This is a genomic window from Streptomyces sp. NPDC040410 (assembly GCF_055595715.1).
On record NZ_JBVIVK010000011.1, the window covers coordinates 57,167 to 82,053 of the forward strand.

Below are 24,887 nucleotides of genomic sequence, written 5' to 3' on the forward strand. Positions count from 1 at the left end.
GGGAGGATGCGGTCGGGGCGGGAAGTGGCGCCCGTGGCGTGAGTCATCCGCTCGTGTCCCCCGGGCCGCCGTGCTGCGCCGGAGGGGACGGCGGCGGGGGCGGTCCCGGGGGTGCGTCGCGGGCCGTGGCCGCGCCGGTGCGCACGCGGCGGCGGGCGGCGTAACCCGCCAGGCCGACCGCGACAAGCAGGGTGCCGCCGTAGAACAGCGGGACCGTCCAGAAGTCGGCGCCCATCTGGCCGATGCCGGTGAGACCGACGGCGAGGACGGCGACGGCGACCACCGTGCCCAGGGCGTTGGGGCGGCCCGGCTTGATCGCGGTGGCGCCGAGCAGGGCACCGACGAAGGCGGGCAGCAGGTAGTCGAGGCCGACGCTCGGATTGCCGATCTGCTGCTGCGCCGCGAGCAGCACGCCGGCGAAGCCGACGATCAGCCCCGATGCGGCGAAGGCGTAGACGGTGTACTTGCGGGTCGGGATGCCGACGAGGTCGGCGGCGCGCGGGTTGGAGCCGACGACGTAGAGGTACCGGCCGAGCGGCAGCCGCTCCAGCACCAGCCAGAGGGCGAGGGCGAGGGCGAGCACGTAGAAGGCGGGGACCGGAAGGCCGAGGAACGTGGAGTCGTAGAGGTCGGTGAAGCCGGCCGGGAGGCCCTGCGGGCCGGGGACGATCCGGCCGCCGTCGGTGATCCAGCCGGTCACGGCGTACATCATGCTGCCGGTCCCCAGGGTGGCGATGAAGGAGTCGATCCGGCCGAACTCGACGATGAGGCCGTTGAGGACGCCCACGACCAGACCTCCGGCGATCACCGCGAGGCAGGCGAGGGGCCAGGGCCACCCTGCTGTGACGACCAGCTGCAGCACCGTCACGTGCGCCAGGCCGAGGCCGTAGCCGATGGAGAGGTCGAATGCGCCGGTCACGATGGGAACCATGGCGGCGAGCGCGAGGACGGCCGGGATCGACTGGCCGGACAGGATCGAGTCGACGGTGTCCGTTGTGGGAAAGGTGCGCGGCAGGGTGAGCGAGAAGATCAGGAAGAGCAGGGCGGTGAGGGCCAGAAGGCCGTAGGCGCCGATGAAGTGCCCGCCCGGCCGGCCGCGCCGACGCTGCCGGTTCGCCCGGTGCCGCGGGCCGGGCGAGGAGGGGGCGGGTGGGGCGGTCATGGGTTCGCCGCGGCCCCGGAAGGGGGCATGGCCGAGGCCGCGCGGGTGAGCCCGGCGACGGTGAGGGACGCACCGCTCAGCTCGGCCGTCACGTACCCGCGGACGAAGACCAGGGCGCGCCGGCAGACGCCCGCGACCTCCTCGAAGTCGGTGGAGATGAGCAGGACCGCGAGGCCTGCGGCCAGCGCCTCGTCGAGCAGCCGGTAGATCGCCGCCTTGGCGCCGACGTCCACGCTCGCGGTCGGCTCCTCTAGGATCAGCAGGCGCAGTCCCCCCTTGAGCCATCTGCCGATCATGACCTTCTGCTGGTTTCCGCCGGACAGGGTGGCGATGGGGACCTCGCTGTCGCGGGGACGCACCGAGAAGCGTTCGATCAGGGTCGCAGCCGCGGCACGTTCGCGGCGGGGGCTGATCCAGCGCAACACCGGCGGGCCTCCCGCGCGAGGATTGGCCAGGAGGTTCTCCCGCACGGTCAGCTCGGCCAGGCAGCCCTCCCGCTGTCTGTCGCCGGGTACGAGGGCGACGCCGCGGCCGACGGCGCCGGCGACGGTGCCGGGGTTGTAGGGCCGGCCGCCGAGCAGGGCGCGCCCGTCGATGAAGGGCCGGGAACCGGCGAGGGCCCGGCCCAGATCCACGTGCCCGGCGCCCGAGAGGCCGACCAGCCCCAGGACTTCCCCGGCCCCTAGCTCCAGGCTGACCGGTCCCGCACCGGCGGTCCGTACACGGTCGAGGGTCAGGAGGGCCGGACCGCCGGCCGGGAGGGTGGCCGGGCGGTAGCCGGTCAGTTCCCCGCCGACGATGTCGTGCACCAGGCGGGCCGGGCTGTGCCCCGCCAGCGAGCCGTGGCTGACGAGGCGGCCGTCGCGCAGGACGGCGAAGGTGTCGGCTACCTCGTACACCTCGTCCAGGCGGTGGCTGACGTAGAGGATGCCGTGCCCCCGGTCGCGCAGGGCGTGCAGGACGCGGAAGAGCCGGGCGCAGTCGGCGGCGGGAAGGCGGGCGGTCGGCTCGTCGAGGACGATGAGCTTCGCCCGGGCCGCCAGGGCCCGGGCGATGGCGACCAGAGAGCGTTCGGCCGGGGCGAGCCGGGCGATCGGTGCGTCCGGGTCGAGGTGTCCGGCGACGATCCGCAGGGCGTCCCGGCAGCGCTCGCGGGTGCGCCGCCAGGAGATCAGTCCGGCGCGGCGCGGATATCCGGTGCTCAGGGCGATGTTCTCGGCGACCGTCATCCACTCCACGAGCCCGAGGTCCTGGTGGATGAAGGACATGCCGCGGGAGGCGGCATGACTCCCGAGCGGGTGCCCGTCCACCGTGATCTGCCCGGCATCTGCGTGGTGGACGCCGGCGAGCACCTTGATGAGCGTGGACTTTCCGGCGCCGTTGGGGCCGAGCAGGGCGAGGACACTGCCGGCGTGCACGTCGAGGTCGACCCCGGCCAGCGCGAGGGTTCCGCCGAAGCGCTTGACCAGCCCGCGGACGCGGACCAGGGACTCCTCCCCGAGGGACGGGACCGCCTTCTCAGGGGGGTCGGGAGCGTCGTGCACGGACATCTCCCCATCACATCAGTTAAAGATGATTTACCCCTTACGTCACACGCCGTCGAGCCCGCATTCGGCCCAGATGACCTTGCCCTTCGGGATGTAGCGCGTCCCCCAGCTCTGGGACAGCTGCGCGACGAGGAACAGTCCACGGCCGCCCTCGTCCATGCTGGCCGCCCGGCGCAGGTGCGGGGCGGTGTTGCTCGTGTCGGAGACCTCGCAGATCAGGGTGCGGTCGTGGAGCAGCCGTACCCGGATGGGCCCGGCGCCGTGGCGGATGGCATTGGTGACCAGCTCGCTGAGCATCAGTTCCACGGCGAAAGCGGTCTCGTCGAGTCCCCAGTCGGCCAGCTGCCCAAGGGCGGCGCCGCGGACTTCGCTGACCCGGGCCGGGTCGGCGGGCAGGTCCCAGGTGGCGATCCGGCCGGGGTCCAGGGCGTGGGTGCGGGCGACGAGCAGGGCTATGTCGTCGCTGGGGTGGGCGGGCGCCACGGTGTCCAGAACCGCCTGACATATCTCCTCGGGCGCACGCCCGGGTTGAGCCAGGACGCCGCTCAACTGGTCGAGTATCACGTCCACGTCGCGGTCCCGGTCCTCGATCAGCCCGTCGGTGTAGAGGACCAGCCGGCTGTCCTCGGGAAGGTGGATCTCGGCGGACTCGAAGGGCAGGCCCCCGAGGCCGAGAGGGGGACCGGCCGGCAGGTCGGGGAAGGACACGATGCCGTCGGGGCTGACCAGCGCGGGCGGAGGGTGGCCCGCGCGGGCCATGGTGCACTGCTGCGAGGTCGGGTCGTAGATGGCGTACAGGCAGGTCGCGCCGATGATGCCGGCGCCAACGGCGGGATCCTCCCGGTCCAGGCGCCCCACGACGTTGTCGAGATGGGTGAGGACTTCGTCCGGAGGGAAGTCGAGTTCGGCGAAGCTGCGTGCCGCGGTACGCAGCCGGCCCATCGTGGCGGCGGACAGCATGCCGTGGCCGACGACGTCGCCGACGAACAGGCCGACCCGGGTCCCCGAGAGCGGGATGACGTCGTACCAGTCTCCGCCCACCTCGGATTCGGCGGGCAGGTAGCGGTGGGCGACCTCGACGGCATCCTGGTCGGGCAGGCCGTGCGGGAGCAGGCTGCGCTGCAGGGCCAGGACCATGGTGCGTTCTTGCGTGTAGCGCCGGGCGTTGTCGATGGACAGGGCGGCGCGGGTGGCGAGCTCCTGGACCAGCGAGCGGTCGTCGTCACCGAAGGGGCCCGCGCCCTGCCCGCGGTAGAAGCTGGCGATGCCCAGGACGACACCACGGGCGACCAGGGGGACCGCGATGAGCGAGTGGACGTGGGCCAGCAGCCGCTCGGTGTGCTCCGGGTCCTTGGCGAGCCAGCCCGCGGCAGCCTTCAGGTCCGGTTCCAGCACCGCCTGCCCGTCGGCGAGACACCGCAGCTGCGGGGTGGTAGGCCCGAAGTCGACCCGCTTGCCGACCGGGCTGAAGGGAAGGTCGTCGCGTATGCCGTGGACCACGGTACGGCGCAGATCGCTGAGCGGTTCGGGGGACTCCTCGCCGCGCAGCACGGCTTCGGGCAGATCGATGGTGACGAAGTCGGCCAGTCGCGGGACCGCAGTCTCGGCGAGTTCCTCGGCGGTGCGGCGCACGTCCAGGGTGGTGCCTATGCGGGCGCTCGTCTCGGACAGCAGCTCCAAGCGGCGTCGCGCGGCCAGGGCGTACGTCCCCACGTGCGGCTCCCCCACCATCACGAGCCCTCTCCCCGGGGGTGGATCGTGCGGGGGATCGCGCGTCGCACCGGGGGCGCCGTCGGCGGCCGTGCCGGCCCTGCCCGCCGCGGCTACGAGGCGGGGCGCGGCGTCGGCAAGGGGTCCGGACGGCGGGGTGACGGGGAGGTGCCCCGGCATCGCGGCCACGGGAGCGGCCTCGGACGGCGGGACGGCAGCAACGGCAGGGAGGATGGGGACGGCGGGGACGGCGACAGGCTGGGTAAGGAGGCCCAGCGGCTCATCCGTCTGGCGCGGGATGGCGAGGAGCTCTCCCGGTGTGAGCCCGGGGAGGACGGCCTCGATGGCGACTCCTTCCACGCCGGAGGCGGTCACCATCGGACGGCTCACCAGCGTGACCAGCCGGCCGTCGGACAGGGGAACGTCGATGGCGGCCCGCTGCGCGCGGGAGATCAGCGCGGCGGCCTTCTCCATGATGATCGCCCGGTCACGGGGACGTAGTTCACGGGCCAGCTCGTCCACCCCGATGCCGTGATGACCGGCCGCGGCTCCGGCTCCGGAATCCAGGTACGCCCGCAGCAGGGCGCGCTCCCGCTCGGAGCTCTGCCCCAGCAGCCGCCACTCGATGGCTTCGGCCGCCCTGCGTATCACAGTGGCCAGCTCCGGGGCCTCGGCGCTGCGCGGATAGCCGAAGCACAGGACGCCCTCGATGCGCCCGCTGAGCGGGTCACGGAGGGGAATCGCGCGGCAGGCGCTCCCCTGGGAGCGCTCGGCGAAGTGCTCGGCACCGTAGACCCGGATGAGCTGCCGCTCCGCCAGGGCGAGACCGATGCCGTTGGTTCCGGCGACCTGTTCGGCGAACACGAATCCCGGGGCGGTCTGGATCGCCGGGAGCCGTCTGACCAGGGATGCCTCGCCGAAGCGGCGCAGCAGGACCGTCCCGCTCGCGTCGGCGACGGAGATGTTCATCTCGCTGCCGGCGAACCTGGACTGCAGCCGGTCGAGCACCGGGGCTGCCGCGCGGACGATCGGGCGGTCCGTGTCGACGTCCTGCCGGAAGGGAAGGTCCGACTGGTCCGGCGAGAGGCCCAGGGACCGGCAGCGCCGCCAGGAATTCAGGATGGACGTGCGTACGCCCCGGTCGACCGGCTCGCCCTGCAGAAACCGCTGACGGAAATGGGCGGGCCCCGTGCCGCCTGCCGCACGCCTCGTCGGCATCGGTTCCCCGTCGGACCGAACCACGCGTCGCCTCACTCGTGCTGAGATGAAACCGCTTGTCGGAAAACCACCTTCTGGGAAAAGTATGTGGCATTGGCAAGGATACGGGCATTCGGGGCACGAGTCACGGTTGGTAAGTCCTCTCACACTCCGTAACGGGACGGGCCGGCCGTCACAGCACCGCGATCGGGTTGACGGGCGATCCCGTCCCGCCCGGCACGTTCAGCGGTGCCACGACCAGCAGGAACTCATACCGCCCCGCCTCGGCGGTCGCCGCCGACAGGGCCTCCAGGTCGAGGTTGTCGAGCAGCGGCACCCCCATCGCGGCCACGGCCAGGGCGTGGACCGGCGAGTGCACACCGTCCACGGGTGAGGGCCGCACATCGCTGTCGCCGTCCCCGCCGAGCAGCGCGATGCCACGCCCGGCCAGCAGCGGTACGGCGTCCACGTGGAAGCCCGCGCTCGCCGTGTCGGGGTCCCAGGCACCCAGTTCCAGGCGGCGGCGGACGTGTCCGGAGCGCAGCAGCACCGCGTCGCCCTCGCCGATCGTCACGCCGAGTGCCTTCTCCGCGGCCATGACGTCCGTGGCGTGCACCGCTTGCCCCGGCTCCAGCCAGGGGACCTCCAGGACGGCGGGGAGATCGAGGAGGACGCCCGTGGTGACGAGCGGCCCGAGCGTCGACACCGCACCGAAGCGGGCGCCCGCGGCATCGACGACATCGGCGGCCGTCCGGCCGTCGTACAGCTGCCCCCGGTAGGCGATGTGGCACAGCGCGTCGAGATGGGTGACGCCCTTGCCATGGTAGTCGGCGGCGATGAAGTCCTTGTGGGTGGAGGGTTCCGGGGGCTCCACGTCACCGAGGTCGGTCATGTGGTGCAGAGCGGGCCTGCGATTGTCGGGGCCGGGCCGGGTGTTCCACGGCAGCGCCATCGGGATGACCGTCCCGGACCGCACCGCGGCCGTGGCCCGCCGCACGTGGCCGGCGGTCACACGGTTCCAGGCGCCGCGGTCGGCCGGGGCCCACCGGCCCCACGAGCGCACCGTCTCGAAGAGTGCGTCGAACTCGCGGCGGGAGACGGCCGGCCCGTTGCCGGTACCGGCCGGCCCGGGACTCGGGGCGATGGCGGAACTCGAACTCATCTGTTCCAGCGTTGCACATTCACGCCGGTCCAGCCGGGCGTGCGAGGCCACGGGGACCTCCGCGCCGGCCGAACCCCTGCCCACACGCGGCGCGACACGCGGGCCCTCGTCCCCCGGCCCGGCACTACGAAGTGGTAACGGACGTCAACCGAATGGAAGTTGCCGTTGTCTAGTCCCTTATGAAGATCTCTTTCCTGCTCCACAACGCCTACGGGATCGGAGGCACGATCACCACCACGTTCAACCTGGCCCAGGCGCTGGCCGAGCGGCACGAGGTGGAGATCGTCTCCGTGCTGCGGCACCGGGAGCGTCCGAACTTCACTCTGGACCCGAGGGTGTCGTTGCGGCCGCTGGTGGACCTCAGGCGGGAGAAGGAGCATCCGTCACATCTGAGACCGGCGCGGGTGTTCCCCCGCGCCGAGTACCGGTACGAGCAGTACAGCGAACTGACGGACCAGCGCATCGGCGAGTGCCTGGCCACGACCGGCGCCGACGTGGTGATCGGCACCCGGCCGGGACTCAATGTGCACCTCGCGCTCCAGGCACCGCGACACGTCGTACGCATCGGGCAGGAGCACCTCACCCTGGACAACCATCCGCCGCCGCTGCGCAGCGCGCTGCGCCGGGCCTACCGCCGGCTCGACGCGCTCACCACGGTGACCGAGGCGGACGCCGCCGCCTACCGGCGCAAGATGAGGCTGCCCGGCGTACGGGTGGAGGCGCTGCCGAACAGCGTGCCGGATCCCGTGCTCCCGGCCGCGGACGGCACCGCGAAGGTGGTCGTCGCGGCCGGCCGGCTGGTCCCGGTGAAACGCTACGACCTGCTCATCGAGGCCTTCGCCGTGGTAGCGGCCGAACGCCCGGACTGGCAGCTTCGTATCTACGGCAAGGGCGAGGAGCAGGAGCGGCTGCGGCAGCTCATCGCGGATCTCCGGCTGTGGAACAACGTCTTCCTGATGGGTGCGGCGGCCCCCATGGAGGCCGAGTGGGTCAAGGGCTCCATCGGTGCGGCCGCCTCCAACTTCGAGCCGTTCGGCATGACGATCGTGGAGGCGATGCGCTGCGGCCTGCCGGTGGTGAGCACCGACTGCCCCCACGGACCCGGCGAGATCATCGACGACGGGGTCGACGGCCGGCTCGTGCCGGTCGGGGACCGCGACGCGCTGGGCGCGGCCCTGCTGGAGCTGGTCCGTGACGGCGACCGGCGCCGCCGAATGGGCCGTGCCGCCCTGGAGAACGCGCGGCGGTTCGCTCCCGGCCCCGTGGTCGGGCAGGCCGAGAGCCTGTTCACCGAGGCGGTGTCGGCGAGGAGGGCGGGCCTGCCGGTCGCACAGGAACGCGCCGGTGTGCACCGCGTCCTGGTCCGTGAGGGATTCGCCGCCCGAGACGCCGCGTACACCGCGGCCGGCAGCGCACTGCGCGTCATTCGGAGGGAGCAGCGGTGAGTACGGAACACGGTGCGCACCCACGCGCGGGATGCGCGGTCGACGCGGACGGCCGGATCGTCCTCGGTCTGACGCGGTCGGCCGAGGGGCAGCAGTTGCTGCTGCGGCTGCGTCCGAAAAGGGGACGGCCCGAGCAGGCCGAGGTCCTTCATCACATCGACCTGGAGCCCGCCGAGGACGCCGGCCTGCGCGCTGTCCTCGGCCCGCAACCCGTTCTCGCCGAGGGCCGTTGGGACGTGTACCTGCTCCGGGAGCCGGGATCCGACCGGGAGCGGCTGCGCCCGGGCCCGCGCGACCTGCGGGCCCTGGTCGACGGACACCTCCGCGACCGGCAGTCACCGCTGGCCGTCCGGATTCCCTACGTCACCAGGGACGGGCATCTCGCGATACGGGCCTGGCTGCGCCGCGCCCACGCGGAGGCCGACGGCATCGACGTCACGGACCGTTCCCTCACGGTCGGCGCACGCCTGCACGGCGCCTCACTCCTTGAGGGAGCCTCCGTACGCCTGCGCCTGCGGGGCGGCAGGGGAACCGCCCACACCCTCAAGCCCCGCGCCGGAGACGACGGCCGAAGCTTCTCCTTCACGGTCGACCACGAGGAGTTGGCCGCGAAGTCGGGCCCCGGCCGAAGTGTCTGGCACGTCCACATCCGGCCCGCGGCGGAAGCGCCCCTCGTCCGGGTCTCCCGACTTCTCGACGACGTGGCGGACCGCAAGGAGGTGTTCGTCTACCCGGCTGTCACAGTCTGCGGTGCCGTCGTGCGCCCCTACTACACGGCCGACAACGATCTCTCCGTGGAGGTGACGAAGGCGGGTTGACCCACCTGGCGGCGCCTGCTTCCCCGGCGACGGACCCGCTCGGAACGGAGCCCTCAGCGGGGCCGCAGCTCCCCCGACCCGCGGGGAATGAGACGTGTGGGTACCTGTCCCGTCCGCCCCCACGTCGACGGCACCCGTCATGATCGCGACCACCTCGGACACGGAACGGGCACCGGGCATGATCCACGCACCTGCGGGAGCCTGTCCCGCACCCGCCTGATCACGTGCGGCACGTGCCCGGAATCGGGGACACCGAGCGCGCCGGTCGGTTCGTCGATCACCACCGCGATGCCGGCCCGGGCCACTGCCCGGGAACACCACGACCGCCTGCCGGCGCGGGCTCCGCCGGACGGCCTGATCGACGCCGTCAACGCCGCGATCCATCTGCGCCTCCCGCTTCCTTCAGTGACCGGCCTCAGTGTGAACCTACAAGCTGAGCGCGTCCTCCACGTTGCCCACCCACGCAGTCACGGAGTTGTTGTCGGGCGAGACGTACAACCCGGGAGTCGACGCCGTGAGTGGCGTCTGCTCCAGGTCGGACTCCGTGTTCATGGTCATCGCGATCGAGTCGACGGTCTGTCCCGTGCCGTCATCGGCACCGCCCATGAGCCCGGCGTAGGCCGAGTCCCCCGGCTCCAGCCTGATCGCGTCCTCGATACCGGGAGCCTCGCCTCGCTCCGTGGCCTGCCCGTCCAGATCGCCGAAGGTCACGATCGGGTGCCCCAGCACCCTGCACGGCTTGGTTCCCTTGTTGGTGATCTTCAGCAGGTAACTGCTGGTCGTGGCCTCCGCCACGGTCGCAGTGAACTTCACGTCGTAGGTGCTGCAGGGAAAGACATCGTAGTCGGGGTCGGCCGATGAGCCGTCCCCGCCGGCGCCGGCGGGCGAGCCCTTGCCCGGGGATGCCGAGGGTGTCGTCGGCTTCGACGGCGTCACGGACTGCGTCGGGCTCGCGGTCGGCCCGTCGGCCCCGCCCGCCACGTCCTCGTCGGCGGGGCCACAGGCACTCAGGGCCAGCCCGGATACGACGGCGAGGACGACGACGGCTCTGCGAACAGTACTCATGGTGAAGTTCCCCCCGAATGAGACGCGCGAAGTGCGCTGACGAGTACAAGATCCCACAGGAGTTTCACAGTCCGGTGACAGAGTCTTGCCGAATCCACCACGGTCGCCGCCCGCTGCGAGGCCGCCGTCCCGGCTTCCCTTGCGCGGCCACCGCTGCGCACGCCCAGTTCTGTCAGGTCCCTACGGCATCCGCCGTACGGTGATCCCCAGTCCACACCCCTGACGAGGGCCTCGCGTTGGGTCGCGGTCAGGCACCCGCGACGCCGCCGGGTCGGGCCGGGCAGGCGCCGGCGTGCGTCGCGGGGCCGAGGCCGCGTGGGGAACCGTCGGTCGGCACGGCCTGCGTGCCGCTGTCGTGATCGTCCGGAGGCAGCGGGGTGAAGGCGACGTCCAGACGCGTGAGCCCGCGGAAGTTGAGGCTGCGCTGCCACTGCGGCGGTGCGGTGCCGTCGAGCCGCAGGCCGGGCAGTCGGGTGAGGAGTGCTTCCAGGACGATCGCGCCTTCCAGCCGGGCCAGCGCCGCGCCGAGGCAGAAGTGCGGACCGTGCCCGAACGCCGTGTGCCGTCCCCCGGACCGTTCGAAGTCCAGCACATGGGGATCGGGAAACACAGCCGGATCCCGGTTGGCGGCGCCGCACACCAGGAGCACCGTCTGCCCTTCGGCGATGGTGCGGCCCGCCAGGTCCAGGTCGTGCCGCGCCCGGCGCAGCATCAGCTGTACCGGGCTGTCGTAGCGCAGGAGTTCCTCGACCGCGGCGGGCATCAGATCGGGCCGGCCGCGCAGTTGGTCGGCAGCCTGCGGGTGGCGGAGCAGGGCGAGTGTGGCGTTGCCGATGAAGTGGGTGGTGGTCTCGTGCCCGGCGATCAGGAGCAGTGCGCAGTTGGCGAGGAGTTCGTCGAAGTCCTGGTCGGTGTTCTCGACTTGTGCGGTCACCAGTGCGCGCAGGGTGTGCGGGGTCGGCGGGGTGTCGTGGCGGGTGAGGAGTTCGCGGAGGTAGGCGAGCATGTGCGCCATGCTCTGCGAGGCCGCACGGTTGCCGTCGGCGTCGAGCCGGGAGTTTCCTATGGCCTCGGCGATCGGCTGGGACCAGGAGGCGAGGGCGGAGCGGTCCTGCTGCGGTACGTCGAGGAGGTCGCAGATGATGGTGAGGGGCAGGGGGCGGGCAAGGTCCGCGACGATGTCCATCCGACCGGTCGGCGCCGCGTCCGTGATGATCCGGTCGACGGCTTCGGAGATCCGCGCGCGGAGTGCCTCTACTGCCCGGGGGGTGAAGGCCCTGCTGATCAGGGCCCGCAGCCTGGCGTGGTCGGGGGCGTCGCTGTAGAGCATCTGACGGCTCAGGACCCGGGCCAGTGGCCGCAGTTCCTCGGGAACAGCCTCGATGTCGGGATAGCGCACCGAGGACAGCCCCGGGGCATCCACGGCGTTGCTGACGACTGCGTGCCCGGTCGCGACCCAGGCACCCAGGGTGCGGTCCCAGAAGAGATCGTCGGCGCTCCGCACCTCTTCGTAGAAGTCGTAGAGACGCTCTTGGACTTGGGGCCGAAAGGCCCGCAACAGCGATGAAGGTGTGCCCATCACCCGATTCTAGTGTTCCTGCGCCCGAAATTGATCAAGATTCCGCGAGACGTTGCAGGATCCCGTCGGCGCGGGCTGCCACTTGGGCGACCGGCTGCCGAGGCCCCCACGCGTTCTCGGTCAGCAGCCGCACCGCCGCCTGCCGTTCCGGCTCGGTCCCGCGCCACTTCACGACCGGAAGCCGTCCCGCCGGCCATGGGTGCCAGGTCCCGCTCTGACCGACGGACCACGGCACAGTCAGCGACCGGCTTGGCGTCCCCCGTCCCCCACATGTGGGGTATCCCCCGATGTTATGGGGGCTGCTCACGGCACACCATTGGCGTCCGTCCGTACGGCGATGCCATCCCCCGAAACGCGTCACGCGCAATCTCCGTACGGGCCACCAGTGTCCGAGGGAGAGCAGAGGGGCTGTTCAGTGAGCAAGCGTCAAGGGCGACACGCACGACCGTCGCGCCGTCGAGTCGTGGCCCGGCGAGCCGCGATCATGGGTGGGCAGGCGCTCAGCGTCTCGGCCCTGCTCGGCTCGCTGGCCGGCACGGCCCACGCCGACGGGGCCGACAGTCCTGGTGTCATTAAGATCACCGTGATCGGCGACTCGTACACCAGCGGCGAGGGCGCCTCGGCGGGGACGTACACCACTGTGCCGGTGACCGGGCCCGACGGCACCGTCACCCAGACCATCGACCCGGCCCACCAGTCGTCGACGGCGCCTGCCCTGCAGGCCATCAGGCAGATCCAGCAGCAGCTCCCCAACGTCACCATCGAGGTAACGTTCGTCCCGATCTCCGGTGCGACCCGCGAGTCGACCCCGGACAACACCGGCCTGTACCAGACGACCCGGCCGGGTACCGAGTTCGAGCACGGGCCGCAGATCGACGCGGTCAACGGCGCCGACATCGTCATCGTCGGCATCGGCGGAAACGACGTCGGCTTCGCGGCTCTGGCCCAAACCATGGTCACCTCCAGGGAGTCGACGACGGAGGCGGCGTTCCCAAACTTCATGGTGCCCCTTCAGAACGGGACGTACCTCAGCCAGCAGACCCAGCTCTACCAGGACATCGCTGCCCGGATGGCCCCTCAGGGCACCATCGTCACGCTGGGTTACCCGCAGGTGCTGCCGAACGAGGTGCCCAACGGCTCACCCTCCCCGGTGAGCGAGGCGTTGATCAGCAGCCGTGAGGCCCAGCTCGCCAACCAGTTCGGCGCGACGATCAGCTCGCTGAACCAGCAGGCCACCCAGGCGGCCGCCGAGGCGACCGGTGCCAACTTCGTGTTCAGCGACCTGTCCGGGGCCCTCGCCGGCCATGAGCTCTTCACGTCGCAGGAGGGGGTCAACGGCCTGGACCTCATCAACCTCCAGGGCTCGTACCACCTCAACGACCTCGGCCAGACGGCCGCCGCCAACGCCCTGATCACGTCAGTGAATCAGGCCGTCATCCACGAGCTGGGCACCCAGGGCCTCGTCGGACCGCCGGCACCGGAACCCATGCCGCTGCCCGTCAACGACGCCCCGCCGACGGTGAATCCCCCGATGGACCTGCCCCCGGACCCCGGGACGGAGGATCCCGGAACCGGAGACCCCGGAACCGGAGACCCCGGAACAGGCGACCCCGGAACAGGCGACCCGGGGACGGGCGACCCTGGAACAGGGGATCCCGGGACGGACCCTGGAGCCGGGGACCCAGGCGCCGGAGACCCCGGGACAGGAGACCCGGGAGCCGGAGACCCGGGAGCCGGAGACCCGGGAGCCGGAGACCCGGGAGCGGGAGACCCCGGAGATCCCTTCCCCGAACCGGTCCCCCAAAGCTGCGACGTCTGAGGCGGGCGCGAAATGTCCCGACTTCTTCGCGAGATCGAAGCCATCAGGAAGACCGAGATCCCCCTCTGCGGGCCGTACCGGACGACGGGGAAGGCCCCGGACTCCCTCAGGATCGTCTTCCTGCTTCCCTACAAGCACGAGATGTCCCTGATGTGCATGGGGCCCCTGGCGTTGTACGACCTCATCAACCGCGGGTCGGACATCCCCGCAGTGGCCGAGCGGGCGATCCGCTACAACTGCCTGCGCACCAGCGGCAACCGGTTCATCCCGCCGGAGGGCGATGTCTACCGCACGATCGAATCGGCGGCCCCGGTGGCGACCGCCGACGTCGTCGGCGTGAGCATCACCAACTCCGGCGACCTCCCGTCGTTCTTCCGGCTGATGGACCTCGCCGGCATCCCACGGCGCAGCGCCGACCGGATGTCGGGCAAGCACCCCCTGGTCGTCGGCGGCAACGGGGGCTTCGCCAATCCGGAGATCCTCGCCGACTACGTGGATGTCGTCGCCCTGGGCGAGGGCGAGACCTCCATGGTCGAGCTGATCCGCACCGTCCACCGCGCCCGGCGCGCGGGGGCGGCCAGGGATTCCACGCTGGAGGAGCTGTCGCGGATCCCCGGGCTCTACGTACCCGCGATGTACGACTGCGAGCTGCTGCCGGGCGGCGGAGTCGCCGCGGTGCGCCCCCGCACCGCGCGGGTGCCGGCACAGGTGCGGCCCCAGTTCCTGGGACTGGACACCTTGCACGCCGCGCACTTCGTGGCGCCCATCTCCGACGGCACGCGGGGCGTGGTCATCCCCACCCTCGGCTGCCGCTGGGCCTGCCATTTCTGCACCCTGGGCGTGCCGCCCTTCCGTCAGGCCCCCTTCGAGGTCCTGGAGGCCTACCTGACGGAGCTGGAGCGGCACGGTATCGCGCAGGTCGTCGTCAGCTCACCCACGTTCACCCAGTACGGCAAGCGCTACGCGCTGCTGGACCGGCTGCGCGAGCACTCCCGCCGCGTGGAGGGGAAGGCGACGACCATCATCGGTTCGATCCGCGCCGATGAACTGTCGGCACGCTATCTGGACGCGGTCTCGGAACTCGGTGACACCGGCCACCTCTTCACAGAGCTGAAGCTGGGCGGCCCGCGTGGGATCGTCACTCTCGCCCCCGAGTTCGCCGCCCCCGATCTCGTACGCATCTTCAACAAGACGATGACTCCGCAGCGGGTCGACCGGTCGATCGACCTGCTGCGCGAGAACGAGCACTTCGCCCACGTCATGCTGTATTTCATCGTCGGCGCCCCCGGCGAGACGGCCGCGGACCGTCGCGCCGTCGCCGAGTACGCGGTCGGTGTCTTCCGGCGCTTCAATCGCAGGAACGGCACGGTCATACTCAAGCTGCAGCAGTTCATGCCCCAGCCGGGCACGGTCAGCCAGCGGCTGCCCATGGCAGACCCCACCCTCACCACGCGCTATGTCGAGGAGATCCGCGAGCACCTGTACGAACTCGTCGGCGGCGAGGCGTACGAGCGCAACTACCGCGTCCTGTGGGGGGAATCGAGCCGGCTCCTGCTGGAGAGCGTGTGCCTGCGCGGGGACCGCAGGGTCGGGCACGTCCTGGAGGCGCTGCACGACGCCGGAACGGTTCCGTCCAAGCTCTCCGACGAGCAGCTCCAGGGGGCCCTCGCCGCGCACGGCCTCGACCACCGCCGCTGTCTGCGGCGGCTGGACCCGTACGAGCCGGTCCCCTGGGAGGTGGTCAACGATGTCGACCGCGCCCAGGAGATCCGCCTGATGGCCGACCTCGACCGGCGGGCCGCCGAGGCGGGAACAGAGACATTCTCCGGCGTCTGAGACGCCTCGGTCTCACGCCCCTGGTAGTGCTCGGAGCAGGCTGGTCGGAGAGGTGCGCGTCGCGTGGTCCCGCTGCCCGGCCGCGACGGCCACCTCCGGCCGGACGCCGGGGCGAGCAGCAGCTCGCCGAAGGGGCGGGTAGGACTCGGGGGGCCGCGTCGGCGGCCACAGCCACGGCCACACACCCACATCCTCGCGAAGACCTATGCCATCGACCCCGGTGAACGGCCGCTGGATGGCGCAACGGCCCCGCCACCAAGGTGCGATGTCCGGCGCCGGCGGCGGGGCCTCTTCGCCCGGCGGGCGCCGCGCGCGGATCCGGTTCGGCACATCAGAACGGGGTGGTTGCCCTTCTGGGGGCGCGTAGGCGCGCCCGGCGGTCACCTGGCGTCGTCGTCCTGGGCGGCGCCGGTGTCGCCGAAGACCCGGGTCAGGGCCCACCGGCTGTCGACTCCGAGTTTGCGGAAGGCCCGGGTCAGGTGGGACTCGACGGTCTTGACCGTCACGAACATCGCCTCCGCGATGTCCCGGTTGGACAGGCCCCGGGCCGCCATCTCCGCGACCGCGCGTTCCCGCGGCGAGAGTGCGGACGGCGCCGCGGCCCGTGCCCGCGGGCCCAGTGCCCCGATCCGGCGCTGGGCGTTGACCGCCTGCGTGTACAGGTGACGCGCCCCGTACGCCGCCGCGGTCTGCTTGGCGCGGCCGGCGTTCTCCACCGCTTCGTCCAGCTGCCCCGTCTCGGACAGCACATGGGCGAGCGACAACCGGACCTGGGCTTCTTCGAGGACCTGTCCGGTGGACGCGAAGGCCGCCGCCGCCGAGACCAGGAGTTCGACGGCGGCGTCCTCGTCGTCGTGCCCCACGGCACACGCCCGCCCGACCGCCGCGTGCCCCTGCTGAGCTCGCAGCCCCACCGCCGCGGCAGCCTCCGCGGCCCGCTCCGCCCAGGCGCGCGCCGCCTCCGGCCGGCCGCGCGCCGCCTCGGCCTGTGCGGCGGTGGTGTACCAGCCCGCCTTGACGGAGTACGTCGGCCCGGAGTGCCGGGGCCGGTCGACGATGTCCTGCACCAGCATGACGCATTCGTCCAGCCGCCCCTGCTCGAAACGTACGGCGGCGAGCACTCCGGCGGTCAGCCCCCACAGACGGCCGCGGGCCCGGACGGTCCTCAGGGCACGCTCGGCCAGCGGTGCGGCGGACACCGGATCGTCCCGCAGCATGACCGCCTTCGCCCGCAACGCCAGTGCGTAGCCGACCAGATCGGGCTGGTCCAGCAGATACGCCATCTCCTCGGCGTCCTCCGCCGAGGAGATGGCGTCCTCGAGTTGTCCGACCTGACGAACCGCCCATGTGTGGCCGAGGAGGAGGTAGGGCAGGACATGACTCTGCCCGGTGCGCCGGGCGATCCGGACGCCGCGAGTGAGATGGCGGACGCTGTCGTCGTAGCGCTCGGCGAGCAGTTCGGCCCAGCCCAGCTGGCTCAGCGGGTCGAGGAAGGCGGCCAGTTCCTCGTCCTCCATGGCGTCCACGTCTGTCGCTGCCCGCGTGGCATGTGTCAGCAGTGCCACGGTCTCGCCGTCGTAGGCCGCGCCCAGGGCCCGGCACGCGGCGGCGGCGGTCCGCGTCCCCCGGGCACCGGTGTGCGCGGCATGACGCAGCGCCGTGTCCAGGTGTGCCGCTGACTCGTCGTACGCTCGCTGGATCATCAGTACGGTCGCCAGCTCCAGCCGCAAGGGGTTGGCGACCGAGCTGGTCACGGGCCACGCCGTCAGCTCCGCCTCCAGTACGGCGCGGGCCTCGCCGACACTGCCCAGGATGCGTTCGACCTGTGCCTGCAGGGCCACCACCTCCACCCGCCGCTCGCGCCGGCCGGGCGGCATGAGCTCCAGCGCCTCACCGAGCGCTTCCCGGAAGCCGGCGAGGTCGCCGGTCAGCCCCAAGGCGCGCGCCAGCGCCAGCAGTACGCCGAGTCTCGGCTCGTCCGATCCGTCGGCGGGCTTCAGCAGCCGCAGCGCGGCCCGCAGCCACGATGCGGCGGTCGCCGGGACGGAGTACATGGTGCGCTCGGCTGCCTCGCACAGCAGCCGGACCGCATCCGGGTCGCCGGGCTCTGCCGACCGTACGACGTAGGGGGCCCGCTCCACCGGGCCGGCTCCGGCGTCTCTCAGCGCCGTGTCGGCCCTGCCGTGTGCGGCCAGCCACCAGCCCGGCGGCGACTCACCGGATATCAGCTCCCGGAGCAGCGGGTGCCGGAACTCCAGCATCCGGCCGGACGCGCCTGGCGACCCTCGGACCAGGTCCATCCTGGCGAGTGTGTCCAGTGCCTCCAGAGCTGTCGTCGGCGGCAGGTCCGCGACCGTCGCGAGCAGGGCCGGCGGGAACGGGTCGCCGAGTACGGCGGCGGCCCTGAGTACGGTGAGCTGCGGCGGCTCGAGCAAGGCCACTTCCCTGACCAACGCCGCCCGCAGCGATCGCGGCAAGGCGGCGAAGCGCGCCGCGTCGCGTTCCTGAGGCCGCTCCGCCAGCCGTGCGAGCACCTCCAGGTAGAGGGGATTGCCACCGCTGGCCGCGTACAACGCGTCACGCCGCTCCTGCGGCAGTGCCGCGCCGAGCAGGAGGTCCCCCGCACTCCGGTCCAGCGGTGCGAGCCGCAGCCGCTCGGCACGGTAACCGTCGGCCGTCTGCGACAGGTACGTCAGCAGCCTCGGCCGCGCCTGGCGCGGCCGGTAGGCGCAGGCGAGGACCACCGGGACCTGAGGAGGATGCCGCAGCAGATAGTGCAGCAGTTCCAGCGAGCCTTCGTCGGCCCAGTGAAGATCGTCGAGGGACAACAGGACGCCCCCGGCCCGGCCTGTGCCCTCCAGCAGCCGGGCCACCGCGCCGAACAGCCGGAAGCGTTCGACGACGAGCGGTGGCGACGCGGAGGAAGCGCGCTTCGAGGGATGGACGAAAGCCAGGTCCAGCAATTCCCGTGTCCGGTCGTCCACGGCCGCCTCCGCCAGGCGCTCCGGATCCTCCAGACAAGCACGCAGTGACTCGGCCACCACGCCGAAGGGGTGCTCCCGCTCGTATTCCGAGGCCCGGCCGGAGAGCACGGTCAGCCCGCTCTCCCGGGCGCGCGCGGCCAGTTCCGCCAGGAGCCTGGTCTTGCCCAGTCCGGGGTCACCGGTGACTTCGACGACCGTCGACCTGCCAGCGGCGCAGGCCTCGACCGCGATACTCAGACGTGCCGACTCCGGCTCCCGGTCCACGAGGGGCGTCGACGGGGGCGGCGTGGGGGAATCCTCGGTCCTTCCGCCTCTCACCGCGGCACGCCGATCCGGGCGGCCGGGCCCCGGAAACGGTGCAACCGGCAGACCGCCGGGGGCGGCACCTCGTCGTACGGTTTGCGGCCGAGGAGGATGTGTGGCACGGCCCATTCGAAGCCAGCGGCGTCACCTGACCTGAACGACGGTAACGGAACGCTCATGAGAAGTGCTCTTTCGGAGTAGGAGGCACGGCATCGCCACTGGCTGCGTACGCCCGTGATTCTCCCAGCCCCGGTTGCCCACTGCATCCGTAGTACTACGCAACCCCGTGCGTAAACAGGCAGTTGGTCCTCCTGGTCGAGCACGGCGCCCGGCTGGACGGACGTCCTTGCGGTGGCGTCATGGGTGGTTCGTTCGCGCCGTTCGCGCACCACAGCACGACCGGGTTGCCGGCGAGGAGAACGGCACCGGCCAGGCGAGCTGGAGGGACCCGACCGCGGAGCACGGCCTGCGCGCCGAGGGGCCCCTCAACGGCGGTCGCGGGCCACCAGGGACGCCAGCGCCGCGCGGGAGGACACTCCCGCCTTGCGGTAGATCCGGGCGAGGTGGCTCTCGACCGTGCGTCGGCTGAGGTAGAGCTCGGTGGCGATCGCCGGACTGGTGAGGCCCGCGGCGACCAGATCGGCTATCTCCCGCTCGCGCCGGGTCAACGTGGTCAGCCCATCGGCCGGTTCAGTCGGTCCAGCCGGTCCAGCCGGTTCAGCCGGTTCAGCCGGTTCAGCCGGTTCAGCCGGTTCAGCCGGTTCAGCCGGTTCAGCCGGTTCGGCCGGGCCGCCGAGCACCGCCGGGCGTATCCGTTCGGCCAGGCCGGCCAGCAGTCGTGCGCCGCCCTCGGAAGCCAGTCGCCGGCCCCGGTGCCACATGGCGGCCGCGCGGGGGCCGTCTCCGGCGGCTTTCATGTGGGGGGCGCCGAGCAGCAGGGACTGGACCTCCCGGAGTGACGCCCCGGACCGTGCGCTGTCCGCCGCTGCTTCGGCGAACAGTCGAGCCGCCGTGGCCGTGTCGCCGCGGTGTGCCGCGATCTGGGCGTGACTGCGCAGCGCTGCTCCGCGCTGGGCGGGCAGGCCGAGCTGTTCGGCTTCCTTGTGGGCGCGCTCGGCCCAGTGTTCGGCTTCCTCCACGTCGCCGGTAACGACGGCGGCGGTGGCGAGCAGCTCCAGGAAGTTGGGACGTACCGAGGGCTGCAGCCGCGGCAGCTGGCTTCCGCCGCCCGTGTGCAGCAGGATCTCCGGTACCCGGTGCGGGTCGCCCGCGATGAGCGCGGCGTAGGCGAGCACGCACCGGGCGAGTGACGCCCACCAGCTGTCGCTCGTTCCGGCCTCGGCCACTGCCTCCTCGACAGCTGCCAGCACGCCGGGATCGCCCGGAGGGCGGGCCTGCATCAGAATCTGGGATCTGAACGCCAGGGCGAGGGAGAGCAGTTCGCCACTGCCGAGGGCCCGCGTGATGGGCTCGGCCTCGTCGGCCAGTTCCAGCGCGGTCGTGATCCGGCAGGTGTTGAAGTGGATGTGGGCCTTGCACAGCAGGAACTGCGGCAGCAGATAGAGCTGGCCGGTTCGACGGGCGATCTCCAGCCCGCGGTCGGCGTGCCGTTCCGCGGTGGGGTAGTTCTCCAGGAACACCTCGGTCCAGGCCAGTCTGGACAGGGGGTCGCACAGGCCGGCGAGATCGTTGTCGGTGAGCGCGTCCGCCAGTTGGGCCGCGGATTCCGCGAAGCTGCCGGCCGCGGCCATGTCGCCCTCGTAGGCCTCGCCCATGGCGACCAGCGCCAGGGCGCGCATCTCGCGGATGTCGTCACCGAGTGAACGTGCGGTGGCCAGAGCCTCGGCGACCTCCGCGCGCACTTCCGGATAGCGGGCGGCGGACAGCGCGCAGAATCCCAGTTCGAGGCGGAGCTCGACGGTCTGGGCCGCCGGTCGTCCGGGCGACCGGGCCAGTTCGCGGCGCAGCAACGCGTCGCTCTCCGCGTAGCGCCCGAGCCGGCGCTCCATCAGGGCGCAGAGGGCGATCGCGGAGGTGCGGTCGTCGTCGTCCGCATCCGGCATGTCGATCACCTGGTGCAGAAGCTTCCGGCCCTCCCTCAACCCGCCGGTCAGGCCGAGCGCCTGGGCACGCAGCAGCATCAGTTCGCGGCGCCTGGGGCGGTGTTCGGGGGTGTCCGGCAGGAGCCGCAACACGACCTGCAGCCAGTGGGCGGAGATGGCCGGAGCGGTCACGGCGGTCTGCTCGGCCGCCGTTGTCAGCACGGTGGCCGCCAGCGGGTCCCAGCGGGTCAGCGACTGCTCCAAATGGTGTGCCCGCTCGATGGCGGACGCGCCCGCCCGGGCCAGTTCCGCTTCCGCCCTGCGGTGGAACTCCTCGCGACGCCACGGGTCGATGCCTTCGTGGACCAGGGTCCGGATCAGCGGGTGCCGCAGCGCCAGTCCGCGTCCCCACTTCCCCGGCCGCACCAGGCCGCGCTGCATCACCTGGTGCAGCGCCTCGTCGATGTCGGCGACGCCGAAGCCGGTGAGGTTGCTGATCATGGCGGGAGTGGTGTGGTCGCCGAGGACCGCGACCGCCTCGACCGTCCGGCGCTCCAGCGGGCTCAGCGGCGACAGTTCGTCGATCAGCAACGCCTTGAGGTCGGCGGGCAACACGTTCTGCCCGCCCAACGCGGCGGAGGCCGAGGCTGCCGAGCCGGGCGTCCGGGGCAGCGCCGCGCACGCGGCGCCGGTGCCGTGGGCGGCACCGCGATGGGCCTGGAGGAGGGCGAGGAAGTACAGCGGGTTGCCCTCGCTCACCGCGTAGAGCTCGGCCGCCTGCGGACGTGGCAGGTCGTAAGCCAGTTCCTCGACGCAGTCCCGTTCGTCCAGCGGCCCGAGAGCGAGCCGCAGCACCGCTCCGGTGTCCACGCCACGGGCCAGCGCTGTGGCGATCCCCGGCGGTGCCAGACCGTCACGCCGTGAGACGACGAGCAGTAACGGGGCCGGTAGGGGGTGCCGGACGAGAAAGTCGAGAAGCTCCAGCGATGCAGGGTCCGCCCAGTGCAGGTCGTCCAGCACCACCACCAGCCCCGCCCCGCCGAGACGTCCCAGTACGGCCGCCGTCGCCTGGTACAGACCGAATCGGTCACCGGCACCCGTCCCCCCGCCTGGTTCTTCGACAGCGCCTCGCAGAACCGGAGAGAGCTCGGACAGCGCCGGAAAGGCCCGCAGCGCTCGCTCGTCGAGGTCGGCGAAGGCATCGGCGAACGGCCGGAACGGACTGTGCCGCTCGTACTCCGTGGCCCGGCCACGCAGCACAGTCAGCCCCCGGCCACGGGCCCGCTCGCAGAACTCCACCAGCAGCCGGCTCTTGCCGATACCGGCCTCACCCGTGACATCGACGACCGCCGGACCGCCCTCCCCCAACCGCTCCAGCACCGAGTCCAGCCGGCCGAGCTCCGCGACCCTGCTGACGAACGGCGCCGCACCCGCACGCCGCTCCGGCCCGTCATCCGCCTCAGACACCACGAATCCCCTCACCGACGAACTCTCACCACGTGCCCCGGCCTCTCCTGCCGTCCCGGCCGATTTCAGCTGATTTCGGCCGGGATGGAGTGCTGACGTCCGGTTTCCGTCTACGGCACGTTTGTACAACATGGCTGTGACAACGCTGCGGGCCACCTGGGCGGCATCCGCATGACACGCGAACATGAACCGCCGCCCGTTCCTTTTCCGCACGAACCCAAGATGGCGGTCAGCCGCGGGACGATCTTGCTCAGCCCAGGAAGCTCAACCGCACGTGACGGTTGGTATTGGAGATGTTGGTGTCCACCAGACACACCGACTGCCACGTCCCCAGCTCCAGCCTCCCGCCCAGCACCGGCAGCGTCGCGTGCGGCGGGACGAACGCCGGGAGGACGTGGTCGCGGCCGTGACCGGGGCTGCCGTGGCGGTGCTGCCAGCGGTCGTCGGCGGGAAGGAGCGTGTGCAGGACGGCGAGGAGGTCGTCGTCGCTGCCGGCACCCGTCTCGAGGATCGCGATGCCGGCGGTCGCGTGGGGGACGAAGACGTTCAGGAGGCCGTCGCGGCCGGCTGCCGCCTCCCGGAGGAACTCCTCGCAGTCAGGGGTGAGGTCGACGACCCGCTCTTCGGAGCCGGTGGCCACGTTCAGAACACGGGTGGTGAAGGCATCGGACATGCCTCCATCCTGACCCATACGCCGGCTCGCCCACATGACCGGCCGCCGGTCGGCTCGAGGGGCGATGATCGCGGGAAGATCGACGACCTCGGGGCCGTTAGTAGAAACGTGAACAACACGCGCGAGGTCGAGGTCGTGGTCATAGGCGCTGGACAGGCGGGACTGTCCAGCGCCTATCACCTGCGGCGAACCGGTTTCGAGCCGCAGCGCGACTTCGTCGTGCTCGACCACTCCGCCGGCCCGGGCGGCGCCTGGCAGTACCGGTGGCCGTCGTTGACGTACGGCAAGGTTCACGGGATGCACTCCCTGCCCGGTATGGAACTCATGGACGCCGACCCCGCGCGACCGTCCGCCGAGGTGATCGCCGGGTACTTCGACATCTACGAGCGCACCTTCGACCTGCCGGTATGCCGACCGGTCGACGTGCGGGCGGTGCGCGAGGGAACCGGCGGGCGACTGCTCGTCGAGACCTCCGCCGGTACCTGGCCGACGCGGGCGCTCATCAACGCGACCGGCACCTGGGACCGGCCGTTCTGGCCGCGCTACCGCGGGCAGGAGACCTTCCGCGGACGCCAGTTGCACACAGCGCAGTACCCCGGGCCCGAGGAGTTCGCCGGGCAGCGCGTGGTCGTGGTGGGAGGGGGCGCGTCCGGTACCCAGCACCTGCTGGAGATCGCCCCGTACGCGTCCGCCACCACCTGGGTCACCCGGCGGCCGCCCGTCTTCCGGGAGGGCCCCTTCGGCGAGGAGGCGGGCCGGGCCGCGGTCGCGCTCGTCGAGGAGCGGGTGCGGCAGGGGCTGCCGCCGAAGAGCGTGGTCTCGGTGACGGGGCTGCCGCTCAACGACGCCATCCGGCGGGGACTGGGGAACGGAGTCCTCGACCGGCTGCCGGTGTTCGACCGGATCACCCCCGACGGTGTCGAGTGGCGGGACGGGCGGCACGTGGACGCCGACGTCATTCTGTGGGCGACCGGGTTCCGCGCCGCGATCGACCATCTGGCGCCGCTGCGGCTGCGCGAGCCGGGCGGCGGAATCCGCGTCGAGGGCACGCGCGCTCTCGCCGATCCGCGGATCCACCTGGTCGGCTACGGCCCGTCCGCGAGCACCATCGGCGCCAACCGCGCCGGACGTGCGGCCGTGAGGGACATCAAGCGGCTGCTGGGGTCCGTCGAGGAGAAGCCGGCCGCCGCGTGACGTCCCGGACGGTCACTTGGCCGACTGCGGGCTCCTCCGGCCGGCGTTGAACTCGGCGACGTTACGCTGGTGCTGCTCATAGCTGGCCGTGAACCGGGTGTCCCCCGGCCTGACCGTGACGAAGTAGAGCCAGTCGCCCGGAGCCGGGTTGATCGCGGCGCGCAGCGCGTCCTCACCCGGGTTGCCGATCGGCGTCGGCGGCAGCCCCATGCGCTGGTACGAGTTGTAGGGGCTGTCGATCCGCGTGTCGTTCGCGGTCGTCTTCAGCGTGGCGCGGTTCAGCGCGTAGTTGATCGTGGAGTCCATCTGCAACGGCATGCCGCGCTCCAGCCGGTTGAAGACGACGCGCGCCACCTTGGCCATGTCGGCCTTGGTGGCGGCCTCGGCCTGCACGATGCTCGCGATGGTGACCGCCTGGTAGACGTTCATCGCGTTGCGCTGCGCGCCCGCGGCGATGGGAGCGCCGTTGAACTTCTTGTTCGCGGTGTCGACCATGTACGACAGCAGGGACTCGGGGGTCGCCTTGTCGGCCAGCGGGTACGTCGCCGGGAAGAGGTAGCCCTCCGGGTTGCCCTCGGCGTCGTTCGGCAGCTTCAGGGTGGCCTTCGCGAGCGACTTCCTGGTGGTCCCCGCAGGCAGGGCGAGGGCCTTGTCGACGGCCTCGTAGACCTGACCCGCGCGCCAGCCCTCGGGGATCACCAGGGTCGCGGGCTTGGCGCCCCCGTCGCCCTCCAGGCTCAGCAGCGGCACCGCCACGGCGGTGGCGGCCACGACGGCTCCGGTCGCGATGAGGGCGAGCCGGCCCCGGCGCGTCAGTCGAATCGTATTCCGTGGCGGAGTGTTCATCTGCATGCGGGCACGGTAACCCGCTAAAGCTCACAAAC

At 71.8% G+C, this 24,887-nt stretch carries 15 protein-coding genes; 5 read left to right on the forward strand and 10 right to left on the reverse strand.

The window, feature by feature from the left end; all coding sequences use genetic code 11:
* Window positions 1-43: 43 nt before the first annotated feature.
* From ACZ562_RS22025 to ACZ562_RS22040, 4 genes are all read right to left on the reverse strand, one after another.
* A complete protein-coding gene (locus tag ACZ562_RS22025; protein WP_471181683.1) occupies window positions 44-1,162 on the reverse strand; it encodes an ABC transporter permease in 1,119 nt (372 codons plus the stop codon).
* Window positions 1,159-2,712 (reverse strand): sugar ABC transporter ATP-binding protein, encoded by a 1,554-nt coding sequence (locus ACZ562_RS22030; protein WP_471181686.1) that lies wholly within the window; start codon window positions 2,710-2,712, stop codon window positions 1,159-1,161. Before ACZ562_RS22030 ends, ACZ562_RS22025 begins: the two co-directional genes overlap by 4 nt.
* 39 nt (window positions 2,713-2,751) lie before the next feature.
* Window positions 2,752-5,637 carry an ATP-binding SpoIIE family protein phosphatase gene (locus ACZ562_RS22035; protein ID WP_471181688.1) on the reverse strand — a complete coding sequence of 962 codons (2,886 nt, stop codon included), beginning with the start codon at window positions 5,635-5,637 and terminating at the stop codon, window positions 2,752-2,754.
* Window positions 5,638-5,809: 172 nt separating this feature from the next.
* Window positions 5,810-6,778 carry a cyclase family protein gene (locus ACZ562_RS22040; RefSeq protein WP_471181691.1) on the reverse strand — a complete coding sequence of 323 codons (969 nt, stop codon included), beginning with the start codon at window positions 6,776-6,778 and terminating at the stop codon, window positions 5,810-5,812.
* A 179-nt stretch (window positions 6,779-6,957) separates the two neighbouring features.
* On the opposite strand from ACZ562_RS22040, the gene ACZ562_RS22045 reads away from it, so the two are divergent.
* Together ACZ562_RS22045 and ACZ562_RS22050 are read left to right on the forward strand one after the other, a co-directional pair.
* On the forward strand, window positions 6,958-8,223 hold the full coding sequence (locus ACZ562_RS22045) for a glycosyltransferase family 4 protein (protein ID WP_471181694.1): 1,266 nt from the start codon (window positions 6,958-6,960) through the stop codon (window positions 8,221-8,223).
* Window positions 8,220-9,041, forward strand: a complete 822-nt coding sequence (locus ACZ562_RS22050) for a hypothetical protein (protein ID WP_471181697.1) — start codon at window positions 8,220-8,222, stop codon at window positions 9,039-9,041. Before ACZ562_RS22045 ends, ACZ562_RS22050 begins: the two co-directional genes overlap by 4 nt.
* 426 nt (window positions 9,042-9,467) lie before the next feature.
* Here ACZ562_RS22050 and ACZ562_RS22055 read toward each other — a convergent pair whose 3' ends face one another.
* A complete protein-coding gene (locus tag ACZ562_RS22055) occupies window positions 9,468-10,106 on the reverse strand; it encodes a DUF4232 domain-containing protein (RefSeq protein ID WP_471181700.1) in 639 nt (212 codons plus the stop codon).
* A gap of 247 nt (window positions 10,107-10,353) precedes the next feature.
* Window positions 10,354-11,685, reverse strand: coding sequence for a cytochrome P450 (locus tag ACZ562_RS22060; RefSeq protein WP_471181703.1), 1,332 nt, complete (start codon window positions 11,683-11,685; stop codon window positions 10,354-10,356).
* Window positions 11,686-12,148: 463 nt separating this feature from the next.
* Between ACZ562_RS22060 and ACZ562_RS22065 the strand changes: the two genes are divergently transcribed.
* Window positions 12,149-13,504, forward strand: coding sequence for an SGNH/GDSL hydrolase family protein (locus ACZ562_RS22065; protein ID WP_471181706.1), 1,356 nt, complete (start codon window positions 12,149-12,151; stop codon window positions 13,502-13,504).
* A gap of 12 nt (window positions 13,505-13,516) precedes the next feature.
* Window positions 13,517-15,340, forward strand: a complete 1,824-nt coding sequence (locus ACZ562_RS22070; protein ID WP_471181709.1) for a B12-binding domain-containing radical SAM protein — start codon at window positions 13,517-13,519, stop codon at window positions 15,338-15,340.
* Between the two features lie 380 nt (window positions 15,341-15,720).
* Here the strand turns inward: ACZ562_RS22070 and ACZ562_RS22075 are convergent, their stop codons facing one another.
* The 3 genes from ACZ562_RS22075 to ACZ562_RS22085 form a co-directional block, all read right to left on the reverse strand.
* Window positions 15,721-18,642 carry a helix-turn-helix transcriptional regulator gene (locus tag ACZ562_RS22075; RefSeq protein WP_471181711.1) on the reverse strand — a complete coding sequence of 974 codons (2,922 nt, stop codon included), beginning with the start codon at window positions 18,640-18,642 and terminating at the stop codon, window positions 15,721-15,723.
* A gap of 470 nt (window positions 18,643-19,112) precedes the next feature.
* Window positions 19,113-22,136, reverse strand: a complete 3,024-nt coding sequence (locus ACZ562_RS22080; protein ID WP_471181714.1) for a helix-turn-helix transcriptional regulator — start codon at window positions 22,134-22,136, stop codon at window positions 19,113-19,115.
* A 250-nt stretch (window positions 22,137-22,386) separates the two neighbouring features.
* Entirely contained in the window at window positions 22,387-22,809 is a 423-nt protein-coding gene (locus ACZ562_RS22085; protein ID WP_471181717.1) for a secondary thiamine-phosphate synthase enzyme YjbQ, read from the reverse strand.
* 108 nt (window positions 22,810-22,917) lie between these two features.
* On the opposite strand from ACZ562_RS22085, the gene ACZ562_RS22090 reads away from it, so the two are divergent.
* A complete protein-coding gene (locus ACZ562_RS22090) occupies window positions 22,918-24,003 on the forward strand; it encodes an NAD(P)-binding domain-containing protein (RefSeq protein ID WP_471181720.1) in 1,086 nt (361 codons plus the stop codon).
* Window positions 24,004-24,015: 12 nt separating this feature from the next.
* On the opposite strand, the gene mltG is transcribed toward ACZ562_RS22090, so the two are convergent.
* On the reverse strand, window positions 24,016-24,855 hold the full coding sequence (mltG, locus tag ACZ562_RS22095; RefSeq protein ID WP_471181723.1) for an endolytic transglycosylase MltG: 840 nt from the start codon (window positions 24,853-24,855) through the stop codon (window positions 24,016-24,018).
* Window positions 24,856-24,887: the final 32 nt, after the last annotated feature.